Annotated in this window: 20 protein-coding genes and 1 pseudogene; 11 read left to right on the top strand and 10 right to left on the bottom strand. The window is 72.1% G+C overall.

Annotated features, from left to right (window positions below):
* Positions 1-21: 21 nt before the first annotated feature.
* From ABZ135_RS26115 to ABZ135_RS26095, 5 genes are all read left to right on the top strand, one after another.
* A complete protein-coding gene (locus tag ABZ135_RS26115) occupies positions 22-696 on the top strand; it encodes a hypothetical protein (protein ID WP_356698786.1) in 675 nt (224 codons plus the stop codon).
* A 14-nt stretch (positions 697-710) separates the two neighbouring features.
* Positions 711-890 carry a hypothetical protein gene (locus tag ABZ135_RS26110; RefSeq protein ID WP_356698688.1) on the top strand — a complete coding sequence of 60 codons (180 nt, stop codon included), beginning with the start codon at positions 711-713 and terminating at the stop codon, positions 888-890.
* 119 nt (positions 891-1,009) lie between these two features.
* A complete protein-coding gene (locus ABZ135_RS26105) occupies positions 1,010-1,441 on the top strand; it encodes a BlaI/MecI/CopY family transcriptional regulator (RefSeq protein WP_356698687.1) in 432 nt (143 codons plus the stop codon).
* 9 nt (positions 1,442-1,450) lie between these two features.
* Positions 1,451-1,972 (top strand): amino-acid N-acetyltransferase, encoded by a 522-nt coding sequence (locus ABZ135_RS26100; protein WP_356698686.1) that lies wholly within the window; start codon positions 1,451-1,453, stop codon positions 1,970-1,972.
* A 156-nt stretch (positions 1,973-2,128) separates the two neighbouring features.
* Positions 2,129-2,467 carry an Lsr2 family protein gene (locus ABZ135_RS26095; protein ID WP_356698685.1) on the top strand — a complete coding sequence of 113 codons (339 nt, stop codon included), beginning with the start codon at positions 2,129-2,131 and terminating at the stop codon, positions 2,465-2,467.
* On the opposite strand, the gene ABZ135_RS26090 is transcribed toward ABZ135_RS26095, so the two are convergent.
* Positions 2,446-3,087 carry an SCO3374 family protein gene (locus ABZ135_RS26090; RefSeq protein ID WP_356698684.1) on the bottom strand — a complete coding sequence of 214 codons (642 nt, stop codon included), beginning with the start codon at positions 3,085-3,087 and terminating at the stop codon, positions 2,446-2,448. The two genes, ABZ135_RS26095 and ABZ135_RS26090, sit on opposite strands and share 22 nt — an antisense overlap.
* A gap of 464 nt (positions 3,088-3,551) precedes the next feature.
* Between ABZ135_RS26090 and ABZ135_RS26085 the strand changes: the two genes are divergently transcribed.
* The gene (locus ABZ135_RS26085; protein ID WP_356698683.1) at positions 3,552-6,074 is read left to right on the top strand and encodes an ATP-dependent Clp protease ATP-binding subunit; all 2,523 of its coding nucleotides are present in this window, start codon (positions 3,552-3,554) and stop codon (positions 6,072-6,074) included.
* Positions 6,075-6,166: 92 nt separating this feature from the next.
* Here ABZ135_RS26085 and ABZ135_RS26080 read toward each other — a convergent pair whose 3' ends face one another.
* Positions 6,167-9,211 (bottom strand): NACHT domain-containing protein, encoded by a 3,045-nt coding sequence (locus ABZ135_RS26080; protein WP_356698682.1) that lies wholly within the window; start codon positions 9,209-9,211, stop codon positions 6,167-6,169.
* A gap of 485 nt (positions 9,212-9,696) precedes the next feature.
* On the opposite strand from ABZ135_RS26080, the gene ABZ135_RS26075 reads away from it, so the two are divergent.
* Positions 9,697-10,428 carry a M23 family metallopeptidase gene (locus tag ABZ135_RS26075; RefSeq protein ID WP_356698681.1) on the top strand — a complete coding sequence of 244 codons (732 nt, stop codon included), beginning with the start codon at positions 9,697-9,699 and terminating at the stop codon, positions 10,426-10,428.
* Positions 10,429-10,441: 13 nt separating this feature from the next.
* Here the strand turns inward: ABZ135_RS26075 and ABZ135_RS26070 are convergent, their stop codons facing one another.
* Positions 10,442-10,996, bottom strand: a complete 555-nt coding sequence (locus ABZ135_RS26070) for a helix-turn-helix domain-containing protein (protein WP_356698785.1) — start codon at positions 10,994-10,996, stop codon at positions 10,442-10,444.
* A 103-nt stretch (positions 10,997-11,099) separates the two neighbouring features.
* On the opposite strand from ABZ135_RS26070, the gene ABZ135_RS26065 reads away from it, so the two are divergent.
* From ABZ135_RS26065 to ABZ135_RS26055, 3 genes and pseudogenes are all read left to right on the top strand, one after another.
* A complete protein-coding gene (locus ABZ135_RS26065) occupies positions 11,100-12,686 on the top strand; it encodes an MDR family MFS transporter (RefSeq protein ID WP_356698680.1) in 1,587 nt (528 codons plus the stop codon).
* A 146-nt stretch (positions 12,687-12,832) separates the two neighbouring features.
* Positions 12,833-13,273 carry a helix-turn-helix transcriptional regulator gene (locus ABZ135_RS26060; protein ID WP_356698783.1) on the top strand — a complete coding sequence of 147 codons (441 nt, stop codon included), beginning with the start codon at positions 12,833-12,835 and terminating at the stop codon, positions 13,271-13,273.
* A pseudogene (locus tag ABZ135_RS26055) lies at positions 13,228-13,572 on the top strand (VOC family protein); the annotation flags it as partial. The gene ABZ135_RS26060 and the pseudogene ABZ135_RS26055, both read left to right, overlap by 46 nt.
* 52 nt (positions 13,573-13,624) lie before the next feature.
* On the opposite strand, the gene cseC reads toward ABZ135_RS26055, so the two are convergent.
* The 6 genes from cseC to ABZ135_RS26025 all read right to left on the bottom strand — a co-directional run bounded on the left by cseC (position 13,625) and on the right by ABZ135_RS26025 (position 18,962).
* Complete coding sequence (cseC, locus tag ABZ135_RS26050) at positions 13,625-14,944, bottom strand: two-component system sensor histidine kinase CseC (protein WP_356698781.1); 1,320 nt, start codon at positions 14,942-14,944, stop codon at positions 13,625-13,627.
* 61 nt (positions 14,945-15,005) lie between these two features.
* Positions 15,006-15,710 carry a two-component system response regulator CseB gene (gene cseB, locus ABZ135_RS26045; RefSeq protein WP_356698679.1) on the bottom strand — a complete coding sequence of 235 codons (705 nt, stop codon included), beginning with the start codon at positions 15,708-15,710 and terminating at the stop codon, positions 15,006-15,008.
* Between the two features lie 19 nt (positions 15,711-15,729).
* Positions 15,730-16,362, bottom strand: coding sequence for a hypothetical protein (locus ABZ135_RS26040; protein WP_356698779.1), 633 nt, complete (start codon positions 16,360-16,362; stop codon positions 15,730-15,732).
* Positions 16,363-16,421: 59 nt separating this feature from the next.
* The gene (locus tag ABZ135_RS26035) at positions 16,422-17,009 is read right to left on the bottom strand and encodes a SigE family RNA polymerase sigma factor (protein ID WP_356698678.1); all 588 of its coding nucleotides are present in this window, start codon (positions 17,007-17,009) and stop codon (positions 16,422-16,424) included.
* A gap of 228 nt (positions 17,010-17,237) precedes the next feature.
* Positions 17,238-18,266, bottom strand: coding sequence for an A/G-specific adenine glycosylase (locus ABZ135_RS26030; protein WP_356698677.1), 1,029 nt, complete (start codon positions 18,264-18,266; stop codon positions 17,238-17,240).
* 33 nt (positions 18,267-18,299) lie between these two features.
* Complete coding sequence (locus ABZ135_RS26025) at positions 18,300-18,962, bottom strand: phosphatase PAP2 family protein (protein ID WP_356698676.1); 663 nt, start codon at positions 18,960-18,962, stop codon at positions 18,300-18,302.
* 183 nt (positions 18,963-19,145) lie between these two features.
* Here ABZ135_RS26025 and ABZ135_RS26020 point away from each other — a divergent pair, with 183 nt between their 5' ends.
* A complete protein-coding gene (locus ABZ135_RS26020; RefSeq protein ID WP_356698675.1) occupies positions 19,146-19,973 on the top strand; it encodes a hypothetical protein in 828 nt (275 codons plus the stop codon).
* A 129-nt stretch (positions 19,974-20,102) separates the two neighbouring features.
* Here the strand turns inward: ABZ135_RS26020 and disA are convergent, their stop codons facing one another.
* Entirely contained in the window at positions 20,103-21,161 is a 1,059-nt protein-coding gene (disA, locus tag ABZ135_RS26015) for a DNA integrity scanning diadenylate cyclase DisA (protein WP_356698777.1), read from the bottom strand.
* Positions 21,162-21,220 lie beyond the last annotated feature (59 nt).

Raw genomic sequence — 21,220 nt, 5'->3', positions numbered from 1 at the left:
CCCTACGGACCCCGCGGCGGCATGGCGTTCAGCGCGGACGAGCTGCGTGTGCTCCGACGCGCCCTCGCCACCGCCCTCAACCCTGCCCCCCTTCAGGACGACGACGTCCAGGACTGCCTGCGCCTGGCCGATTCCGTGGACGAGGCGGTGCGCGAGGCAGCCCGGCAGCGCGCCTTCCTCCTCGCCGACCTGGTGCGCTACCGCCAGGCCCTGCCCGCCGCCCTGCCCGGCTATCTGGAGCTCCTCCGGGACGCCCTGGCCGCCGGCTACGACCCCGGCGCCGACGACCTCGCCGCCCTGCGCGCCCTGCGCGGCAACCCGGCGGCCGCCGCGCTGCTGGCCCGCTGCCAGGTCCTGGCGGAACGATCCGTCCGCGCCCGCCTGGCCCGCGTCGCCCAGGCCGGCACCCGCGCACCGCTCCCCGCCCCCGGCTCCGCCCGGCCGCGGACCCCCGCCCGGACCCCCGTCCCGGCCCCGGCCGGGACCGCGCCCGCGCCGCGCACCCGGCTGCTCGCCCTGCCCGGCGGCCGCGCCGCCGAGGAGGGCCCGAGGGCGCCCGCGCCGGACGGCCCGGGACGACCCGGGCCGAAACCGCCGGAGCCCGGCGAGCGCCCGGTGCCCAAGCCCTCCGAGGTGTTCCCGCCGCGCCGGCGCCCCGTACCGCCGCCCCCGCCCGAGGAACGCGCCGCCGGATAGCTACTCTGGACGCCATGGAATACGTATCCGCGCTCCTGCCCCCCGTCGTGATGGCCGTGTTCTTCACCGCCCTCATCGTCGTGATCGTCAAGAGCCAGGGCGGCCCCAACAAGGCCAAGGAGGACGCCGCCGTGGACGCCGCCCTCGCCCGCGCCGAGGCCACCCGCCAGCAGAGCGGCAGCACCGCCCCGTAGCAGCCCGGGGCCCCGAGGACGTACGACCGCCGTCAGGCCGTACGTCCTTTTTGCTGTCTTCAGGGGCGTTTCGTCCGGGAATGGCTGTGTATTCGCCGGTCTCGCACTAAGGTGGCGCTGTGCCCCGTCAATTGGGAGAGCTCGAAGACGCCGTCATGACCCGCGTCTGGCAATGGAACCGGCCGGTGACCGTCCGGGAAGTCCTGGAGGATCTCCAGCAGGAACGGTCCATCGCCTACACCACCGTCATGACGGTATTGGACAATCTCCATCAGAAGGGCTGGGTGCGCAGGGAAGTCGAAGGCCGCGCCTATCGATATACGGCGGTCTCCACCCGGGCCGCCTACTCGGCCGCACTGATGAACGAAGCCTGGGCGCAGAGCGACAACCCCGCCGCGGCCCTCGTCGCCTTCTTCGGGATGATGTCGCCCGAACAGCGCGAGGCGCTGGAGGACGCCGTCCGAATCGCCCGGCGCGACACCCCCGAGGCGGCCCCGCCGCCCGCCGAAACGCCCGAGGGCGGCGAGGGGGCGGGCGGGCCCGGGCGATAACGTCCCCCCATGCCTTCCGCATCCGCCAACGCCGTCACCGTACGCCGGGCCCGCACCTCCGACGTCGCCGCGCTGCGCCGTCTCGTCGAGCCCTACGCGCGCCGCGGCATCCTCCTCGAGAAGGCGCCCGTGACGCTTTACGAGGACATCCAGGAGTTCTGGGTCGCGGAACGCGACGACGACGCCACGGTGGTCGGCTGCGGCGCCCTCCACGTGATGTGGGAAGACCTGGCCGAAGTGCGCACTCTCGCCGTCGATCCCGACTTCAAGGGCGCCGGAGTGGGACATCAGGTGCTCGACAAGTTGCTGCACACCGCGCGATGGCTCGGTGTCCGCCGGGTTTTCTGCCTCACCTTCGAAGTCGACTTCTTCGCGAAGCACGGCTTCGTCGAGATCGGCGAGACTCCGGTCGACGGAGATGTCTACAGCGAGCTCCTGCGTTCCTATGACGAGGGCGTCGCCGAGTTCCTGGGTCTCGAACGAGTGAAGCCGAACACTTTGGGCAACAGCCGGATGCTTCTGCACCTGTGACCGGGCGGGCGGATGGCGGCCTCTTCGGAGTGTCTATGTCCGAATCGCGCACGTTTCCCGCGTTGCCGGGGTTCTGAACCTCTCCCAGGGGTTTGTGTTTTTCCGGGAAAAGCGGTTTCCTTTCCGCGTACTGCATTTTCGATGAAAGGAAATCCGGTGGCACAGAAGGTTCAGGTCCTTCTTGTCGATGACCTCGACGGCGGCGAGGCGGACGAGACCGTGACGTTCGCTCTGGACGGCAAGTCCTACGAGATCGACCTCACCACCGCCAACGCGGACAAGCTCCGCGACCTGCTCGAGCCGTACACCAAGAACGGCCGTCGCACCGGTGGCCGCGGCACCGGCGCCCGCGGCAAGGGCCGCGTCGCGGCCTCGGGCGGCAGCCCGGACACCGCCAAGATCCGCGCGTGGGCCAAGGAGAACGGCTACAACGTGAACGACCGCGGCCGGGTGCCCGCCGAGATCAAGGCCGCCTACGAGGACGCGAACCGCTGAGCGCCTCGCTGCTGAGCGGCCGCCCCCGCCTCCGGCTCCGGCCGGCGGCCCCGGGCGGCAGCACTCAGCAGCCGCACCCGGTGGCACTCGGCGGCCGCGGTGGCGACCAGCCGCACCAGACAGGGGGCGTCCGCCTCGGCGGCGGCCCGTCCCCGCAGCGAGGGCCGCAGGGCCGGCAGCGAGGGCTCGACCTCGCGCCCCGGCTCCGGGGCCCTCAGCCACACCGCGGCCTCCGGCGGGCCGGAACCGCTCCGACCGGCGGATCTCCGGCCGGGAGGCACGGGGGCGGTCATCCGGCCGTCGGTGCCCAGCATCGCCAGATCCAGTGAGATCCCGCCCCATTCCAGCCAGTCGAGCAGCCCGGGAAGCTCCTCCGCGCTCCCCGCGGCCACGAGCAGCCGCATCCGCCGCCCCATGAGGGCCACCGGACCGACGGCGGCGCCCATCCGGCGCAGCACACCGCGGCCGGCCGCCGCCGGCAGCTCCAGGACGTCGAACCGCAGGCCCGTCACCAGTTGCACCGGTGGCCCGGCCGCGGTCGCCCAGCCCAGCTCGTGCTCGTACCACCGGGCCAGGCCGCCGTCGATCGGCGAACGGGGCGGCGGGACGGTGAGGGCCATACCGGGGGAACGCCTCCGGGACCCGGCGGGTTACGGGAAACGGTGACCGGGAGTCCCCGCCCGGGAGCACCGGGTGTCCAGGATGGGGGCGTACGGGTGCATTCGACCGCGCAAGGTTGTTCGCCCGTAGCGGAGGGAACCGGGGTGCGCCGCATGGAGTGTCGGTACTTCCGGGTAAGACATTCCATGTGAGGAGGGGCGTCTCGCGGGCGGAAGCGTCTCACGTTCGCCATCGGCGTACTGGAGCCGTGGCTAACAGCTTGGCCTGCGGGAACATCGTCTCGCACCATCGAGTTGGAGCATTTGTCGGCTGTTCGGCAGCAGGTCTCCCCGAGAAGTGAGGGGGTGATCCGGACGGATGTCGGCAGTTGGAATGAGCGGTCCCCGCTTGCGGGACTAAGCTGCGGAAGGACAGGGAGGGGATCGACCCCTAACTGACTGACCGCTCTGAGGAGCGATTAACGATGTTCGAGAGGTTCACCGACCGCGCGCGGCGGGTTGTCGTCCTGGCTCAGGAAGAAGCCCGGATGCTCAACCACAACTACATCGGCACCGAGCACATCCTCCTGGGCCTTATCCACGAGGGTGAGGGTGTCGCCGCTAAGGCCCTGGAGAGCCTCGGGATTTCGCTCGAGGCGGTCCGCCAGCAGGTGGAGGAGATCATCGGCCAGGGCCAGCAGGCCCCGTCCGGGCACATCCCCTTCACCCCTCGTGCCAAGAAGGTCCTGGAGCTGTCGCTCCGGGAGGCCCTCCAGCTCGGCCACAACTACATCGGCACCGAGCACATCCTGCTCGGCCTGATCCGCGAGGGCGAGGGCGTCGCCGCCCAGGTCCTCGTGAAGCTGGGCGCCGATCTCAACCGGGTGCGGCAGCAGGTCATCCAGTTGCTCTCCGGCTACCAGGGCAAGGAAGCCGCCACCGCCGGCGGTCCTGCCGAGGGCACGCCCTCGACGTCCCTGGTCCTCGACCAGTTCGGCCGCAACCTCACCCAGGCGGCCCGCGAGTCCAAGCTCGACCCGGTCATCGGGCGCGAGAAGGAGATCGAGCGGGTCATGCAGGTGCTGTCCCGCCGGACCAAGAACAACCCGGTCCTCATCGGCGAGCCCGGCGTCGGCAAGACCGCCGTCGTCGAGGGCCTGGCGCAGGCCATCGTCAAGGGCGAGGTGCCCGAGACCCTCAAGGACAAGCACCTCTACACCCTGGACCTCGGCGCGCTGGTCGCCGGCTCCCGGTACCGCGGTGACTTCGAGGAGCGCCTGAAGAAGGTCCTCAAGGAGATCCGCACCCGCGGCGACATCATCCTGTTCATCGACGAGCTCCACACCCTGGTGGGTGCGGGTGCCGCCGAGGGCGCGATCGACGCCGCCAGCATCCTCAAGCCGATGCTGGCCCGCGGTGAGCTCCAGACCATCGGTGCCACCACGCTCGACGAGTACCGGAAGTACCTGGAGAAGGACGCGGCCCTCGAGCGCCGCTTCCAGCCGATCCAGGTCGCCGAGCCGTCGCTGCCGCACACGATCGAGATCCTCAAGGGTCTGCGCGACCGGTACGAGGCCCACCACCGGGTCTCCATCACCGACGAGGCCCTCGTCCAGGCCGCGACCCTGGCCGACCGCTACATCTCGGACCGCTTCCTGCCGGACAAGGCGATCGACCTGATCGACGAGGCCGGCTCCCGGATGCGCATCCGCCGGATGACCGCGCCGCCGGACCTCCGCGAGTTCGACGAGAAGATCGCCGCCGTCCGCCGGGACAAGGAGTCCGCGATCGACTCGCAGGACTTCGAGAAGGCCGCCTCCCTGCGCGACAAGGAGAAGCAGCTCCTCGCCGCGAAGACCAAGCGGGAGAAGGAGTGGAAGGCCGGCGACATGGACGTCGTCGCCGAGGTCGACGGCGAGCTGATCGCCGAGGTCCTCGCGACCGCCACCGGCATTCCGGTCTTCAAGCTGACCGAGGAGGAGTCCTCGCGTCTGCTCCGCATGGAGGACGAGCTCCACAAGCGCGTCATCGGCCAGAAGGACGCCGTCATCGGCCTCTCGCGCGCCATCCGGCGTACGCGTGCGGGTCTGAAGGACCCGAAGCGCCCCGGTGGCTCGTTCATCTTCGCCGGCCCGTCCGGTGTCGGTAAGACCGAGCTGTCCAAGGCGCTCGCCGAATTCCTCTTCGGCGACGAGGACGCGATGATCTCCCTCGACATGTCGGAGTTCAGCGAGAAGCACACGGTCTCCCGCCTCTTCGGTTCTCCGCCCGGATACGTCGGCTACGAAGAGGGCGGCCAGCTCACCGAGAAGGTGCGCCGCAAGCCGTTCTCCGTGGTCCTCTTCGACGAGGTCGAGAAGGCCCACCCCGATATCTTCAATTCCCTTCTCCAGATCCTGGAGGACGGTCGTCTGACCGACTCCCAGGGCCGGGTCGTGGACTTCAAGAACACGGTCATCATCATGACGACCAACCTCGGGACCAGGGACATCTCGAAGGGCTTCAACCTCGGCTTCGCGGCCCAGGGCGACACGAAGTCCAACTACGAGCGGATGAAGGCGAAGGTCAGCGACGAGCTGAAGCAGCACTTCCGCCCGGAGTTCCTCAACCGTGTGGACGACATCATCGTCTTCCCGCAGCTCACTCAGGACGACATCCTCCAGATCGTCGACCTGATGATCGGCCGCGTCGACGAGCGCCTGAAGGACCGGGACATGGGCATCGAGCTCTCCCAGTCCGCGAAGGAGCTGCTCGCGAAGAAGGGTTACGACCCGGTGCTCGGCGCCCGTCCGCTGCGCCGGACGATCCAGCGCGAGATCGAGGACACCCTGTCCGAGAAGATCCTCTTCGGCGACCTGCGGCCCGGCCACATCGTGGTCGTGGACACGGAGGGCGACGGCGAGGAGCGCAAGTTCACCTTCCGCGGCGAGGAGAAGTCGGCCCTGCCGGACGTCCCTCCGGTGGAGGCGGCGGGCGGCGCGGGTCCGAACCTGTCGAAGGACGCGTGACCTGACGTCGCGCTGCTCCTGAAGCGCTGAAGGGGCGGCCCTGGAACCTGACGGTTCCGGGGCCGCCCCTTTGTGTGGGCGGGTGCGTGCGGTCAGGTGAGGATCCGGACGGTCGGCGGGAGGTGCTCGGTGCCGGTGAGGGGGACGTCACGGACCCGGAGCACCGACAGCTCGGGCAGGGCCGCGACGGGAGCCACGTCGAGCACCTCTCCCTCGACGGTGATGAGGGAGAGGGTGAGACGGCGTACGGCGGGGAAGACCTCGGCCACGCGCGTCAGGGACCGTGGCCGCTGTCGGTTCAGGACCAGATTGAGGACGGTGATCCCGGGCAGGGCGACGCCGGCCGGGCAGGTGGCCAGGCTGTCGAGGCCGGCGACGAGCGAGACGAGGCGCGGGAGGGCGGCCAGCTCCCGCCAGTCCTCGGCGGTCGGCTCGGCCTGGGCCATCGAGAGGTGGACCAGGTCCTCGTAGCGGCCCAGCCCGGCCACGCCCTCCGTCGGCGGGTGGGCGAAGAACAGGCGGGTGAGCGGCGCCGCGGCCGGGAGCTCGCCGAGGCTCCACGGGGTGGCGTCGTCCAGCAGCACGGAGAGGGTGTCGAGTTCTCCCAGCGCCGCGAGCTCCGCCGGCAGCCGGCCTCCGGCGCCCCGGGACAGCACGAGGCCGCGCAGGCCGCCCCGGGCGAGGAGGGCGGCCGTACGGGCGTCCGACACCTCCTCGTCGATCTCCAGCCGTTCCGCGACGACGCCGAGGCGCAGGAGTTCGGCCGCCTGTTCGTCGTCGAGGACGAGCAGGCGCAGCTCGGTGAGGTCCAGGCGGGCGATGACGGCCTCGGCGTACGGGCGGGTCGGGAAGCGCTGCCAGGCCCACACGAGCTGGGCCCGGACGTCCAGGGCCGGGTGGCGGGCGAAGCGGGCCAGGTAGGGAATGGCCGCGTCGACGGTGACATGGCTCGCGGCCACCACGACCATCTCGGCCTCCTCGTCGCCGAGCCCCTCGGGGGCGGGCAGAAGGTCGAGCAGGAGGCGGCCGACCCCGGCCAGTTCGCGGGCCTCGTCCGGGGTGCGGGGCGGGATCAGCTCTCCCGTCCGGGCGAGCACGTCCTCGCGGGTCCGGGGATCGACCTCCGTGGCGTGTTCCAGCGCGCTCGCCGCGAGGAGCACGAGACGGAGGCGGGTACGCCGGTTCTCGGCCCGGTCCGCGGCGGCGAGCAGCTCGCGCAGGATCTCGGCGCACTCGCGCGGGCGGGCGTGGCCGACCGCCATGCGGATGACGTCCTCCCACTGGTCGTCGGCGGCGTGGGAGACCAGGACGCCGATGTCCCAGTGGTCCACGAGGGCCTTGGCGGCCAGGTAGTCCTGGAAGGTGCGGTGGACGAAGTCGACCGTGTCGGCGGTGGGCTCGCGCAGCAGACCGCTGCGGTGCAGGAGGTGGGTGAAGACCGTGCCGGGCGCGTGGGCCGACGCGTCCATGACGGCGGGGACGGCCTCGGTGACGATCGTCTCGGCGTGGGCACGGTCCATCTGGAGCCGGCCGTTCAGGGTGAGCCAGTACGCGAGGCGCTGGATGAGCTGGATCTGCGGGGCCTCGTCGAGCGCGACGCCGTACGGGGCGCCCATGTCCCGCTCCCGGTCACGGCGGGTCAGCAGCATGGACAGGGCGGCCTCGTAGAGCGCCTTGCGGCCGCGCGGGAGATAGCCGCGGCGGTCGCGGTGGAGCGCGCAGATCAGGCCGCACATCAGGGGGTTGGTGGCGAGCTGGGCGACGTGTTCGGTGGTGCGCAGGGCGTCGAGCAGCGGCTGCTCGTACGGGGCGGCGTCCGGGCCCGCGGCCCGGTGCCAGCGGCGTACGAAGGTGGCCACCTCGGCACGGGACATGGGGGAGAGGGTCAGCTCGGTGAAGCCGTCCCGGGCCAGCCAGTCGTCGCCCACGGCGCTGGGGCGCGAGGTGACGAGCCAGCGGTTGCCGTCGCCGTAGGCGGCGAGGAGGTCGCGGAGCCAGGTGCGGGCGCGGCCGCGTTCGGCCTCGGGGATCTCGTCGATGCCGTCGACGAGGATCAGGCCGCGTCCGGCGGCGAGGACCCGGTCGGCCCAGCCGTCGGGGGCGGTGAGGGGGCAGCCGGCGGCGGAGAGGAAGTGCGCGGCGGCCGGCAGCCGCTCGCCGTGCCGGGTGAGGGTCCGCAGGGGCAGGACGAAGGGGATGCGGCCGTGCAGGTAGGCCATGCCCTCCGCGCGGCCGTGGGCGGCGGCCGAGACGGTCAGCCACTGCACGAGGGTGGTCTTGCCGGAGCCGGCGAGGCCGCGCAGCAGGATGCGGGAGTGTTCCGCCAGAGCCCGGTCGGCGGGGAGGGTGGCGGGGCCGGGGTGCCGGAGCCGGAAGAGCTGCTCCGTGGTGCTCAGCTCGTCCCACGCCTCGCCGGTCTCCGCCGGACCCGTCGCCTCCAGCGACAGATACGCCATGTCCAGGGGCCACTCGTCCGGCGAGTGGTGCAGGTCGATGCCGTAGATGGTGAGCCGGCCGTGCTTCTTGGCCAGGTGGGCCAGGTAGCGCCGTTCGAAGTCGGCGTCCCGGACGTCGGGGTGCGGGACCCGGTCGGTCAGGCGGTCGAGCTTCTCGCCCAGCTCGGCCTGGCCGCGGCTCTGCTCCACGAGGGTGCGGGCCACGAAGGTGGAGCGCTGGGTGAAGAACTCCAGGATGTGGCGGCAGGCGGCCTCCGTGACGGCGTCCAGGAAGAGCACGGAGGCGGTGGCGAGGCCGTCGGCGGGCGGGGCGGCGGCGCGCAGGCGGCGGGCGAGGGCCTGGGGGCCGAGCGCCGCGGCCTGGACGTCGTCCATGTCGAGGTCGCCGAGGGCGAGGAGGCGGGCCGCGAGGGCGGCGGCGACGGCCTCGGTCTCGCCGGCGGGGAACGGGGGCTCGCCGGGGCCGGTGGCGGCCCGTTCCACGAGGGTGGTGGCGAGCTTGCGGACGTCCTTCTCGGTGAGCGTGCGCCTCTCGCCGCGGAAGGAGACGAGGCCGGAGAGCCGCACCTTGCGGGCCCCGCCGGTGAGGCCGGCTCCCGGACCGTCGCTGACCAGCAGTTTCCTCAGCAGCGGGCCGATCACCGTGCCGGCGAGCCGGGTGCCGATGAGTGCCGGATCCATGTGCGTCCCCCCGCGTTCTCCGCGTACGTCTCCGAAGCCGTCAGCGTAGTGCGGGAGGGGTGTCCGCAGGCCCTGCTCGCGTGACCCAGCTCGCATTCGCGGGCCGGCCGTGGTGACAAGGCGCACAGGCGTTTCGGACGGTACTAGGGGGAATAGTGGCGACTTTTGGTCCGGATTCGGGACGTTCAGGGCTGAACCGTCGGGACTTTGGTCCCGGAGGGTCCCGAAGCGGGCGAGCTGCGGCCATTTGGGCCGTTCGGGGATCGGCGACCTGCGATTAAACGGGTCTACGCGGGCTGCTTTGTCCGATTTCGTACGCCCCGGCTCGGGTCGTCAAGAGGTGAACTTCCCGGGAGATCGCTACGACGTGATGTCGTAGATGGGGTGTTTTGGCCGGGATGGGGGTCCGGGTTACCAAGGATGAGCAAGCCCGGCGCTCACCACTCTGGCGCCGGGTCCCGTTCTGCCCGGAGGTTCTCCCCCGTATGTCGAAGCGCGTCATGAAGCCCAGCATCCGTACCACCGCCGTCGCCCTCGCCGCCGCGGGTCTGGGAGCGTCGCTGGTGGCCGGAGGCGGCTCCGCGTTCGCCGCCGAGGGCAAGGCCGCCGTCGCCAACACGCAGGCCGTCGCCGCGTCCGCCGCCGTCGCCAAGCAGGCCGACGTCCAGGCCGAGGCCGCCGCCCAGGTGGCCGCGCAGGTGAAGGCCGCCGCCGCCAAGGCCGCCGCCCAGAAGCAGGCCGCCGCCAAGCAGGCCGCCGTGAAGAAGGCCGCCGCCGTCAAGAAGGCCGCCAAGAAGGCGGCCTGGGTCAAGCCGGTCGCCGGCTACACGCTGACCGCCAGCTACAACCAGGGCGGCGCCATGTGGGCCCACAAGCACTCCGGCCAGGACTTCGCCGTTCCGGTCGGCACCCCGGTCAAGGCGGCCGGCGCCGGCACCGTCGTGAAGGCCGGCCCGTACGGCGGCGGCGACGGTCCCGCGTACGGCAACGCGATCGTCGTGAAGCACGCCAACGGCACGTACTCGCAGTACGCCCACCTCTCGAAGATCAAGGTCGGCATCGGCCAGAAGGTCGCCGCCGGTCAGCAGATCGCCCTCTCGGGCAACACCGGCAACTCCTCCGGCCCGCACCTCCACTTCGAGATCCGCACCACCCCGAACTACGGTTCCGCCGTGAACCCGGCCGCCTTCCTGCGGTCCCACGGCGTCTCCATCTGACCCACCGGGTCCGTCAGGCCCGATGGGCCTGCTCGATCAGATCGAGGGCGACCTCGAGGACGGCTTCGTGCTTCTCCTCGGGGTCGCCCTCGACGTTCTGCATGAAGAACGTGCCGGCGTGCAGCGTGAAGATCGCGCTGATGGAGCGGACCTTGTCCGCCATCGAGAGGTCCGGCTCCTGGACGAGGCCCGTCAGCGCGATCATGCGCTCCTTGAAGGTCAGTCCGACGCTCAGCTTGCTCACCGCGGCCTGGTTGTCCTGCATGAAGCGGAAGAGCGGGGCCGCGGCGAGCAGCGCCCGCTGGTAGCGGCGGAGGATCTCCCGCTTGGTCTCCAGGGTGCGCGGCTGCTCGCCGGCCCAGGCGATCAGCTCGTCCATGGGGCGGGTGAGGTCCTGGAAGACGCTGATCAGGATGTCTTCCTTGGTCTTGAAGTGGTAGTAGAGCGCGGCCTTGGTGACGTCGAGGCGCTCCGCGATCTCGCGCAGCGAGGTCTTCTCGTACCCCTGCTCGGCGAAGAGTTCGAGGGCCACGTCCTGGATGCGCTGACGGGTGTTGCCTCTGGCCATGATCTGCTCGCTCTCCACGCACAAACTTACTTGACGCCCGGCTAGTGACGGGTCTACCGTCCCCCAGTGTAGTAACTAGCCGGGCGGCAAGTAAGGGAACGACATGGCGACCACCGCACCGAGAACACCCGTGACCACGGAGAACGGGACGACGGGGAAGGAGGAGGCGGAGAAGCGGGCGGAGACCGGGTCGATACGGCCGCGCAGTGTCCGCGTCGTCCTCCTCGCCCTCATGATCGCGATGCTGCTCGCGATGCTGGACAACATGATCATCGGCACCGCGATGCCGACGATCGTCGGTGAGCTCGGCGGCCTGGAGCACCTCTCCTGGGTCGTCACCGCCTACACCCTGGCCACCGCCGCCTCCACGCCCATCTGGGGCAAGCTCGGCGACATGTACGGCCGCAAGGGCGTCTTCCTCGGCTCGATCGTCCTCTTCCTCATCGGCTCCGCCCTCAGCGGCATGGCCCAGGACATGGGGCAGCTCATCGGCTTCCGCGCCGTCCAGGGCCTGGGCGCGGGCGGTCTCATGGTCGGCGTCATGGCGATCATCGGCGACCTGATCCCGCCCCGCGACCGGGGCAAGTACCAGGGCATGATGGCCGGCGTCATGGCCCTCGCCATGATCGGCGGACCGCTGGTCGGCGGCACCATCACCGACCACTGGGGCTGGCGCTGGTCCTTCTACATCAACCTGCCGCTCGGCGCCGTCGCCCTCGCGATGGTCACCACCGTGCTCCACCTGCCGAAGCGGCAGCGCACCGCCGGCACCCGCATCGACTTCCTCGGCGCGGCCCTGCTCACCCTCGGCATCACCGCGATCGTCCTCGTCACCACCTGGGGCGGCACCGAGTACGCCTGGGGCTCGGCCACCATCGTCGGACTCGCGGCCGGCGGCGTCCTCGCCCTCGTGGCCTTCCTCTTCGTGGAGACCCGCGCGAGCGACCCGATCGTGCCGCTGCACATCTTCCGCAGCCGCAACTTCACGCTGATGTCCGTGATCGGCTTCCTCGTCGGCTTCGTGATGTTCGGCGCGGTGCTCTTCCTGCCGCTGTTCCAGCAGTCCGTGCAGGGCGCCTCCGCGACCAACTCGGGGCTGCTGCTCCTGCCGATGCTCCTGTCGATGATGGTCGTCTCGATGATCTCCGGCCGCATCACCACCAACAGCGGCAAGTACAAGATCTTTCCGATCGTCGGCTCGGCGCTCATGGTCGCCGGCCTGTTCCTGCTCGCCCAGATGGACACCGGCACCTCGCGGCTCACCTCCGGCCTCTACATGGCGCTGCTCGGCGCCGGCATGGGCTTCCTGATGCAGATCACGATGCTGGTCGCGCAGAACAGCGTCGAGATGAAGGACATGGGCGTCGCCTCCTCCTCGACCACCCTCTTCCGGACCCTCGGCTCGTCCTTCGGCGTCGCGGTCATGGGCGCCCTGTTCAACCACCGGGTCCAGGACGAGATGGCCGCCCGTGGCGGCGGCGGCGCGACCGCCCACTCGGCCCAGCTCGACGCGGCGAGCCTGGCCAAGCTGCCGGACGCGCTCCGCGAGGCGTACCAGCACGCGGTGGCCGCCGGCACCCACTCCGCCTTCCTGGTCGGCTCGGCCGTCGCCGTCCTCGGCTTCGTCCTCGCCTTCCTGGTCAAGGAGGAGCCGCTGCGCGGCACCGGCCCCGCCGGCCCCACCGAGTAGACCGGTCCGCGACGGCCCTCGCCGCCCCCTGGGGACGGCGGGGGCCGTTGTCAGTGCGGCGTGCGAACCTCGGAGACGTGGAGACCGGCACCCCCGAGGGTGCGCGGCTGGCCCTGCTCCGCCGGCTGCGCCTCGCCAAGGACGCCATGGACCGCGACTGGGGCGAGCCGCTCGACCTGGACGCGGTGGCCCGGCATGCCGGCTATTCGCGGTTCCACTTCGTCCGCGCCTTCAAGGCGGCCTACGGGGAGCCCCCCGGCCAGTATCTTTCCCGCCGCCGCATCGAGCGGGCCCAGGAGCTGCTGCGTACGGCGGACCTGAGCGTGACCGAGATCTGCGGCCTGGTCGGCTTCAGCAGCCTCGGCACCTTCTCCACCCGCTTCAAGCAGCTCACCGGCCTCACCCCGACCGAGTACCGCGCCCGGCACGTCGGCCGGGGCGCCGCGCTCATACCCGGCTGCTTCGCCCTGCTGTACGCGGGCGGATTCCCCGGTCGCCCGCCCGGCGGCGGGAAGCCGGATACCCGGGAGCGCAATTCCGGGTCACCGTCGGCGCCAAGGACCAGCCGGACGTCGAGCTGGCCCTGATGAGCCCCGACGGCCCCGCCATGGACGAGGAGTCCGCGGCCGCGCTGAAGAGGCTGCTCAGCAAGGGCGTCCTCGGCGCGGGCGCGTTCCGCACCGACGACTGCCGCGGGGACTACGAGGAGTTCCGGGCCAAGGGCGTGGAGTTCGTGCAGGAGCCGCAGGAGCGGCCGTACGGGATCGAGGCGATCTTCCGCGACGACAACGGCAACTGGTACTCGCTGACCCAGCGCAGCGAGCAACTGGACTTCTCCAAGGACTTCGGGGTCCCGCAGGACCTCGGCATCCCCGAGGAGAAGTGACCCGGCCGGGGCGCGGACCGGACGGGGCCGGCCGGCGGAACGGCGGAAGGGGTCAGTCCGCCAGCCGCAGCACGGGGAAGCTTCCCGTGTTGGTCGGCGCGTGCTCCGGCAGCCACAGCACCGCGACCGCGCCGCCCGCGCCGTCCGGCGTGCCCTCGGGGGCCGCGTTGCGGAAGGTCAGCCGGGCGCCGAGGACCCGGGCCTGGCCGGCCGCGATGGTCAGGCCCAGGCCGTGGCCCTGGCCTGCGCGATCGCTGCTGCCCGTACGGAAGCGGCTCGGGCCCTCCCGGAGCAGCGCCTCGGGGAAGCCGGGACCGTGGTCCCGGACCCGGACCACCCGGCCCTCGACGGTGACCTCCACCGGGCCGGGGCCCTTGCCGTGCTTGGCCGCGTTGGCGAGGAGGTTGCCCAGGATGCGCTCCAGGCGGCGCGGGTCGGTGTTGACCCAGGACTCGTGCACCACCCGGACCACCGCGTCCGGGTCGAGCGCCCGCACCCGGCGCGCGACGAACTCGCCGAGCGCGATCTCCTGGAGCTCGGCCCGCTCCGACGCGCTGTCCAGCCGCGCCACCTCCAGCACGTCCTCGACCAGCGTCCGCATGGCCTGCGCCCGGTCCCGTACGAGCTCGGTGGGCCGTCCCGGCGGCAGCAGCTCGGCGGCCGTGAGCAGCCCGGTCACCGGGGTGCGCAGCTCGTGCGCGATGTCCGCGGTGACCCGCCGCTCGGCCTCGATGCGCTCGTTCAGGGCGTCGGTAAGGGCGTCGATGGCCCGGGCGAGCTCGTCGGTCTCGTCGCGGACGACTCCGCCGACGGCGTCCCTGACCCGCACCTCGGTGTTGCCCTGCGCGACCCGGCCGGCCGCGGCGGCAGCCTTGCGGAGCCGGCGCGAGAGCTGGCCGCCGATGAGCACGCCGAGCGCGCAGCCGCCGAAGACCACGGACACCGAGCCGATGATCAGGGCCCGGTCGAGGTCCTTCATGATCGTGGCGCTGCGGTCGGCGAAGGGGACGTGCAGCGAGAGCACGTCGCCGTTGGCGAGCGGCACGGCCGCCCACACGTCCGGCGGCCCGCCGTCGTGCTGCTGGATGTAGGTGCCGCGCCGTCCGTCGCGCATGAGCTGGTCGAGCTCCGGCGGCAGCGCCGGGTCGTTGATCTTGGTGCCGAAGCGCGGCTCCTTGGGCTTGGAGCTCTCGTACACCCGCTGGGCGGAGATCAGCCGCCACATCTGCACCTCGCGGGCGTTGTCGAGCATGGAGACGCGGGCCGCGTTGTGGACGACCAGGCTGAGCGTGACCGCGATGAGGGCGCCGACCGCCGCGATGGCGACGGCGATCTTCCAGCGGACGCCCGTACGGAGGGCGAGCCCGTTCACCACCTGCTGACCTGCTTCATCTCTGGTGCCCCGGCGACCGGGGCCCGTCTCCCGCGTGCGCTCATCCCTTGAGCTTGTACCCGAAGCCCCGGACCGTCTCGATCCGGTCCTGGCCGATCTTGGTGCGCAGCCGCTGGACATGGACGTCCACCACCCGGGTGTCGCCGCCCCAGCCGTAGTCCCAGACCCGCTCCAGGAGCTTGTCGCGGGACAGCACCGTGCCCGGCGCCGTGGAGAACTCCAGCAGCAGCCGCATCTCCGTCGGGGTGAGCGCGACCGGAGCCCCGGCCTTGCGCACCTCCATGCCGTCGGTGTCGACCTCCAGGTCGCCGAAGGCCAGCACCCCGCCCGCGGCGGCGTCCTCGCGCCCGCCGTCGCCCGCGCCCGTCCCGCCCGCGTGGCCGAAGCGGCGCAGCACGGCCCGGATCCTGGCCATGAGGACGGAGCCGTCGAAGGGCTTGGTCACGTAGTCGTCCGCCCCGGCCTCCAGGCCGAGGACGACGTCGATGGAGTCGGCCCGCGCCGACAGCATGATCACGGGGACGGTGGACTCGTCGCGGATGCGCCGGCACAGGCTGACGCCGTCCATCCCGGGCAGCATGACGTCCAGGAGGGCGATGTCGGGCCGGTTCGCGCGGAAGGCGTCCAGGCCGGAGAGGCCGTCGGGCATGGCCGTCACCGTGAAGCCGTCCCGCTCCAGCGCGAGCTGGGTGGCCTCACGGATGACGTCGTCGTCCTCGACGAAGAGGACATGGGTCTCGGCCATGTGCGCCGTCCGCCCTTTCCTAGTCCGAGCCCGGCTCGCTCGGCGCGGGCGCGGCACCGTCGATGCCGCCGTCGCCGACGGCCTTGCTGTAGTCGTTGTGCACCCAGTCGTGCTGGCTGAACCTGTTCCCCATCCAGCGGTAGGTGATCACGTCCTCGCCCGAGGGGAAGGCGACCGGGTCGCCCTTCGCGTACACCTGCTTGGTGACGACCAGGTCGCCCCGGTCGATCGTGCCGTACACGGCGGCGTCCTCGGCCATGAAGACGTTCCGGTAGGTGTCGTTCTCCTCGCGGTACACGTACGTGCCGATGCCGACGGCGTCCCCGCAGGTCATCACGTTCACGACCACGTCGGGCGAGGTCGAGCCGGTGAGGTTCCCGTAGGAGGTGTCCACCGGGTAGGCGTCCGCCGCGCACGGCTTCAGATCGGCCTTCAGCCGCTCCCCGATCTTCGGGTCGGCCTTCAGCAGGGCGATCGGGTCCACCCGCTCGGCGGCCCGCCCGCCGTCGCCGCCCGGCGAGGCGGACGGCTTCGGTGTGGCGGGAAGGGTCGAGGCGACCTCGTCGGGGCGGGCCGCCCCCTCGTCACGGGAGCCGGTACCACCGGTCGCGCAGCCGGCCACGAGCACGCCGACGGCGGCGAGCCCGGCCATCGCCGTGACACTCGCCGCCCGCTCCCCGGCCGTCCCGGCTCGGGCCGTCCTGGCCGGTCTCAGGCCGCGCACCGCTCCTGCTTCCGCTCGTCGCCTCGTACGGCCTTGGCCGTCCGCTCCAGGACACCCGCCTCCAGAGCCCGGGTGTCGCCGTCGGCGGCCCGGCTCTCCAGTTCCTGGCGCAGTCGGGCCAGGGCGCGGTGGAGCGTGCTCTTCACCGTACCGGTCGACATGCCGAGCGCGTCGGCGGTCTCCTCCGTGCTCATCTGCTCCCAGTGACGGAGCACCACCACGCTGCGCTGCTTGGGCGCGAGCACCTTCAGGATGTCCATCAGCAGGGCCCGGTCGGCGTGCTGCTCGGTGGCGTCCTCGACGCTCGCGTCGGGAAGCTGCTCGGTGGGCACCTCTTCGAGCTTGCGGGCCCGCCACCACTCGGTCCGGGTGTTGATCATGACCCGGCGGAGGTACGCGTCGGCCAGCGACTTGTCGGCGATGCCGTCCCAGCGGCCGTAGGTCCGGGCGAGCGCGGTCTGCAGCAGGTCCTGGGCGTCCACCGGGTCGGGCACCAGACGGCGGGCGCTGCGCAGCAGCGCGTCCTGCCGAGTGCGTACGTACTCCTCGAAATCGAGCACCTCGCCGTGCGCCATCCCGAACCGCCTCCGATCCCCGTCACCAGTCCCCGTGACCAGCCCTGATCTCTTACGTCGACGACGCTACGGAGCGGTTGTCACGAGGCTGTGCGGGAGAGCCGTCGGCGGACGCACGGCTACCCATCGGTTGTGTAACAGCGGATCCACAGGTTCCGGATCCTTCGGATCGAAGGCGACCCGGGCCCCCGGCGCCCCGAACACCGGGCGCCGGGGGCCCGGCGCGGCTCAGGACAGCGGGAGGCGGTAGCGGCCGTCCTCCAGGGGCTCGACCAGTCCGTCGGCGACCAGACCGTCCAGGGCCCGGGCCCGCTGCACCGGCTCGTCCCAGACCGCGTCGAGCGCCGCCTGCTCCACCGGGTCCACGGCCTCCCGCAGCACGGCGAGCAGCTTGCCCCGCACCTGCCGGTCCGTGCCCGCGTACGTCTGGCCGCGCCGCGGCGGGCCGTCGTGCGCCGGCTTCCCGGCGAGGCGCCAGGCGCACCGGTCGGCCAGCGGACAGCGCCCGCAGTCCTCGTTCTTCGCGGTGCACACCAGCGCGCCCAGCTCCATGGAGGCCGCCGCCCAGCGGGCCGCCGTCGCCTCGTCCTCGGGCAGGAGGGCCCGAGCCAGCCGGCGTTCGGCGGCGGTGGTGGCGTTCGGCGGGTACTGCACACCGGTGGCCGCCCGCGCGAAGACCCGGCGCACATTGGTGTCGAGGACCGGATGCCGCTGCCCGTACGCGAAGGAGGCCACCGCCGCCGCCGTGTACTCCCCGATCCCCGGCAGCGCCAGCAACTGCCCGTGATCGCTCGGTACGTCACCGCCGTGCCGCTCCGTTATGGCCACGGCCGCCGCGTGCAGGCGCAGCGCCCGGCGCGGGTAGCCGAGCCTGCCCCAGGCGCGGACGGCCTCCCCCGGCGCCTCCGCGGCCAGGTCGGCCGGGCGCGGCCAGCGCGCCAGCCACTGCTCGTACACCGGCAGCACCCGCACGACCGGGGTCTGCTGGAGCATGAACTCGCTGACCATCACGCCCCACGCCCCGGCCTCGGGACGGCGCCACGGCAGATCGCGGGCGTGCCGGTCGAACCAGGCGAGGACCGGCCCGTGCAGCTCGGCGGAGAAGGAAGGGGCGGAGGCGGAGGAAGGGGAGGGGGAGGGGGAGGACGAGACGGGGGCCGCGGGGACGGCGGGGGCCGTGCCCACGGCGGCGGACGGGGTCTCGGCGGCGGGCGGGGTCTCGGAGGACGGGGCGGAAGTGGCGGAAGTGGAAGTCATGGCACCCCCGATCCTGGCACGTTCCCCCCGCTGTCAGTACGCGCCGTGGCGCACGCCCTCGGGGCGCGCGGAGGCACGCACGCGCGGGCCGCGCCCCACGCACCACACCACCGCGCCGCTGCGGCTCGACCTCGCCGTCTCGACCAGGGACCGGACCGGCCGCCCGGCCCCCTTCACGACGACGAACGCGACCGCACCGCCGACCAGCAGGCCGACCGTCACGTCGTGCGGGTAGTGGACGCCGACGAAGACCCGGGAGAAGGCCATCAGCAGGGCCATCGGGGCGGTCAGCCAGACCAGCCCGCGCCACGACAGGGCGAGCGCGACGGCGGCCGCCCCTGCGATGGCCGAGTGGTTGCTGGGGAAGGACCAGTCGCCGTACGCGGGGCAGTCGACCAGCGGAGCGGGCGCCCCCGCCACCGCCCGGCACGGACGCTCCTCGTCGACCAGCGACTTCAGCCCCTCGCTCACCACGTAACCGAAGGCCGTCGCGAGCGGGGCGAGCAGCGCGAGCGCCATCGCGTCGGCGGACCCGTTCCGCTTCCGCCACCAGCCGGCCAGGAACAGCGCCCCGAAGAGCAGCAGGCCGAGCTCCGTCCACACCTCCGCGAGTTTCTGGAACCAGTGCGGGGTGGAGTGGGCGAAGGCGGTGATGTCGAGATACAGGCCGTCGGAGAGGTGAGGGAGGTTTTCCATGGTCAGGACGGTATCCGGCCCACGGACCGGTCCGCCCCGGCCGATCGGCGACCCTCGTCCCCGACGAAAGGAGGGGGTGCCGGATGGTCGGGATCCGATTCCGGATGTGATCATCGGCAAAACTTGTGCCTGGGGCGGCATGGGGGGCGGGAGTTGGCCGCGATCTCTCGTAAGGTTCGTGGCGTGGGATCTCTGCGCAATCCGGTCGGGCCGCTTCCCTCCTCCATCTACTGGCGTCGGAGGGCCGTCGCGCTGTGCCTGATCGCCGTGCTGGCGCTGCTCGCCGTATGGGCCGTCACCTCGGGTGGCGGTGACGGCGGGAAGAGCGACGACTCCTCCAACGGCGCTTCCCCCGCGCCCTCGATCACCCCCGGGCCCTCCGGCACCGGCCCAGCGATCAGCCAACAGCCGGGCGGGCGCGAGGAGTCGGGCGGCGGCGACACCAGCGGCGGTGACGGAACGGGCGAGGGCGACGCCGGTACGGACGCGGGTGCCGGCGCGGGCGCGGACGGCGGTCCCTCCGGCGTCGGCAAGAACGGCGACACGGACGGCGCGGGCGGCGACGGCGGTGCCGGTACGGGTGCGGGACAGCAGGTTCCGGCCGATTCCCCGCTGCCGAACTGCGCACCCGGCGCACTGCAGTTGACCCTCCGCAGCGCCAAGGTGGCCTACGAGCCGGGCGAGAAGCCCCGCTTCCACCTGGTCGTGCACAACACCTCGGCCGCCGACTGCAAGGCCGATCTCGGGCCGAAGGCAGCGGTGTTGACGATCCGTGACACCAAGGGCGAGCTGTGGTCCTCGAAGGACTGCCCGCGCGTCGCGGCCCCGCTGCTCCTGAAGGTCCCGGCGCGGGCGGCGATCACGCACACCGTGGAGTGGGACCGCCGCCGCAGCGCCCCGCAGTGCGCGACCGCCCCCGCGGGCGAGGTCGGCCCGGACACCTACCTGGTGGAGGCGACCGTCTCGGGCGTGAAGCTGTCGCCGGTCTCGTTCCGGCTGGACAAGGACTGACGGACCGGCCGGGCGGCACGCGCGGGCGACGGCCCTCGCGCCCCACGGCGGCGGCCGCGACCGTACGGCCTCCCGCGCCCGCCCGGCCGTAGGGCCTGCGGGCCCTTCGGTCCACCGCCCGGACGCGTCCTAGACGTACCGCTCCAGGATCGACGACTCCGCGAGCCGCGACAGGCCCTCGCGCACGCTGCGCGCCCGGGCCTCGCCGACGCCGTCCACGGTCTGGAGGTCGTCCACGCTCGCCGCGAGCAGCTTCTGCAGTCCGCCGAAGTGCTCCACCAGACGCTCGATGATCGCGCCCGGCAGCCGCGGCACCTTGGCCAGCAGCCGGTAACCGCGCGGCGAGACCGCCGAGTCCAGCGTCTCCGGGGAGCCGGTGTAGCCGAGCGCCCGGGCCACTATCGGCAGTTCGAGCAGCTCGGCGTGGGTCAGGGCGTCCAGCTCGGTCAGCGCCTCGGCGACCGTACGGGAACGCTTGGCCGTCGGCTCGGGCACGTAGTCGCGGATGACGAGCTCGCGCTCCGGCTCCACGCCCGCGATCAGCTCGTCGAGCTGGAGCGAGAGCAGCCGGCCGTCGGTGCCGAGCTCCACCACGTACTCGGCGATCTCGGTGGCGATCCGGCGCACCATCTCCAGGCGCTGGGCGACCGCGGTGACGTCCCGGACGGTCACCAGGTCCTCGATCTCCAGGGCGGAGAGCGTGCCGGCCACCTCGTCCAGGCGCAGCTTGTAGCGCTCCAGGGTCGCCAGGGCCTGGTTGGCGCGGGACAGGATCGCCGCCGACTCCTCCAGGACACGGCGCTCGCCGTTGACGTACAGGGCGATCAGCCGCATCGACTGGGACACCGAGACCACGGGGAAGCCGCACTGCTTGGAGACCCGGTCCGCGGTGCGGTGCCGGGTGCCGGTCTCCTCGGTGGGGATGGACGCGTCCGGGACGAGCTGCACGCCGGCCCGCAGGATCTTGCTGATGTCCTTGTCGAGGATGAGCGCCCCGTCGAGCTTGCACAGCTCGCGCAGCCGGGTGGCGGTGAACTCGACGTCGAGGACGAAGCCGCCGGTGCACATCGACTCGACGGTCTTGTCCATGCCGAGGACGATCAGACCGCCGGTGTTGCCGCGCAGAATCCGTTCGAGACCGTCACGGAGGGCGGTGCCGGGGGCGACGGCGCTGAGCGACGCACGCATCAGTGCCTCGTTGTCCTTGGCTGCCACTGCACTCCTCCGGCTCGTACGGATGGGCGAGA

This window comes from Streptomyces sp. NPDC006339 (assembly GCF_040612775.1).
GTDB lineage: Bacteria > Actinomycetota > Actinomycetes > Streptomycetales > Streptomycetaceae > Streptomyces.
This window is presented reverse-complemented; position numbering and strand designations above follow the sequence as displayed.

Bases quoted from the DNA above. Each gene is read 5' to 3' on its own strand.
- ABZ135_RS26030 (WP_356698677.1), bottom strand. From the start codon at position 18,266: ATGACTTCCACTTCCGCCACTTCCGCCCCGTCCTCCGAGACCCCGCCC.
- ABZ135_RS26075 (WP_356698681.1), top strand. From the start codon at position 9,697: ATGTCGAAGCGCGTCATGAAGCCCAGCATCCGTACCACCGCCGTCGCC.
- ABZ135_RS26065 (WP_356698680.1), top strand. From the start codon at position 11,100: ATGGCGACCACCGCACCGAGAACACCCGTGACCACGGAGAACGGGACG.
- ABZ135_RS26080 (WP_356698682.1), bottom strand. From the start codon at position 9,211: ATGGATCCGGCACTCATCGGCACCCGGCTCGCCGGCACGGTGATCGGC.
- ABZ135_RS26025 (WP_356698676.1), bottom strand. From the start codon at position 18,962: ATGGAAAACCTCCCTCACCTCTCCGACGGCCTGTATCTCGACATCACC.
- ABZ135_RS26115 (WP_356698786.1), top strand. From the start codon at position 22: ATGGCGTTCAGCGCGGACGAGCTGCGTGTGCTCCGACGCGCCCTCGCC.
- disA (WP_356698777.1), bottom strand. From the start codon at position 21,161: ATGCGTGCGTCGCTCAGCGCCGTCGCCCCCGGCACCGCCCTCCGTGAC.
- ABZ135_RS26090 (WP_356698684.1), bottom strand. From the start codon at position 3,087: ATGGCCCTCACCGTCCCGCCGCCCCGTTCGCCGATCGACGGCGGCCTG.
- ABZ135_RS26085 (WP_356698683.1), top strand. From the start codon at position 3,552: ATGTTCGAGAGGTTCACCGACCGCGCGCGGCGGGTTGTCGTCCTGGCT.
- ABZ135_RS26035 (WP_356698678.1), bottom strand. From the start codon at position 17,009: ATGGCGCACGGCGAGGTGCTCGATTTCGAGGAGTACGTACGCACTCGG.
- ABZ135_RS26100 (WP_356698686.1), top strand. From the start codon at position 1,451: ATGCCTTCCGCATCCGCCAACGCCGTCACCGTACGCCGGGCCCGCACC.
- ABZ135_RS26110 (WP_356698688.1), top strand. From the start codon at position 711: ATGGAATACGTATCCGCGCTCCTGCCCCCCGTCGTGATGGCCGTGTTC.
- ABZ135_RS26040 (WP_356698779.1), bottom strand. From the start codon at position 16,362: ATGGCCGGGCTCGCCGCCGTCGGCGTGCTCGTGGCCGGCTGCGCGACC.
- ABZ135_RS26070 (WP_356698785.1), bottom strand. From the start codon at position 10,996: ATGGCCAGAGGCAACACCCGTCAGCGCATCCAGGACGTGGCCCTCGAA.
- cseB (WP_356698679.1), bottom strand. From the start codon at position 15,710: ATGGCCGAGACCCATGTCCTCTTCGTCGAGGACGACGACGTCATCCGT.
- ABZ135_RS26060 (WP_356698783.1), top strand. From the start codon at position 12,833: ATGGACCGCGACTGGGGCGAGCCGCTCGACCTGGACGCGGTGGCCCGG.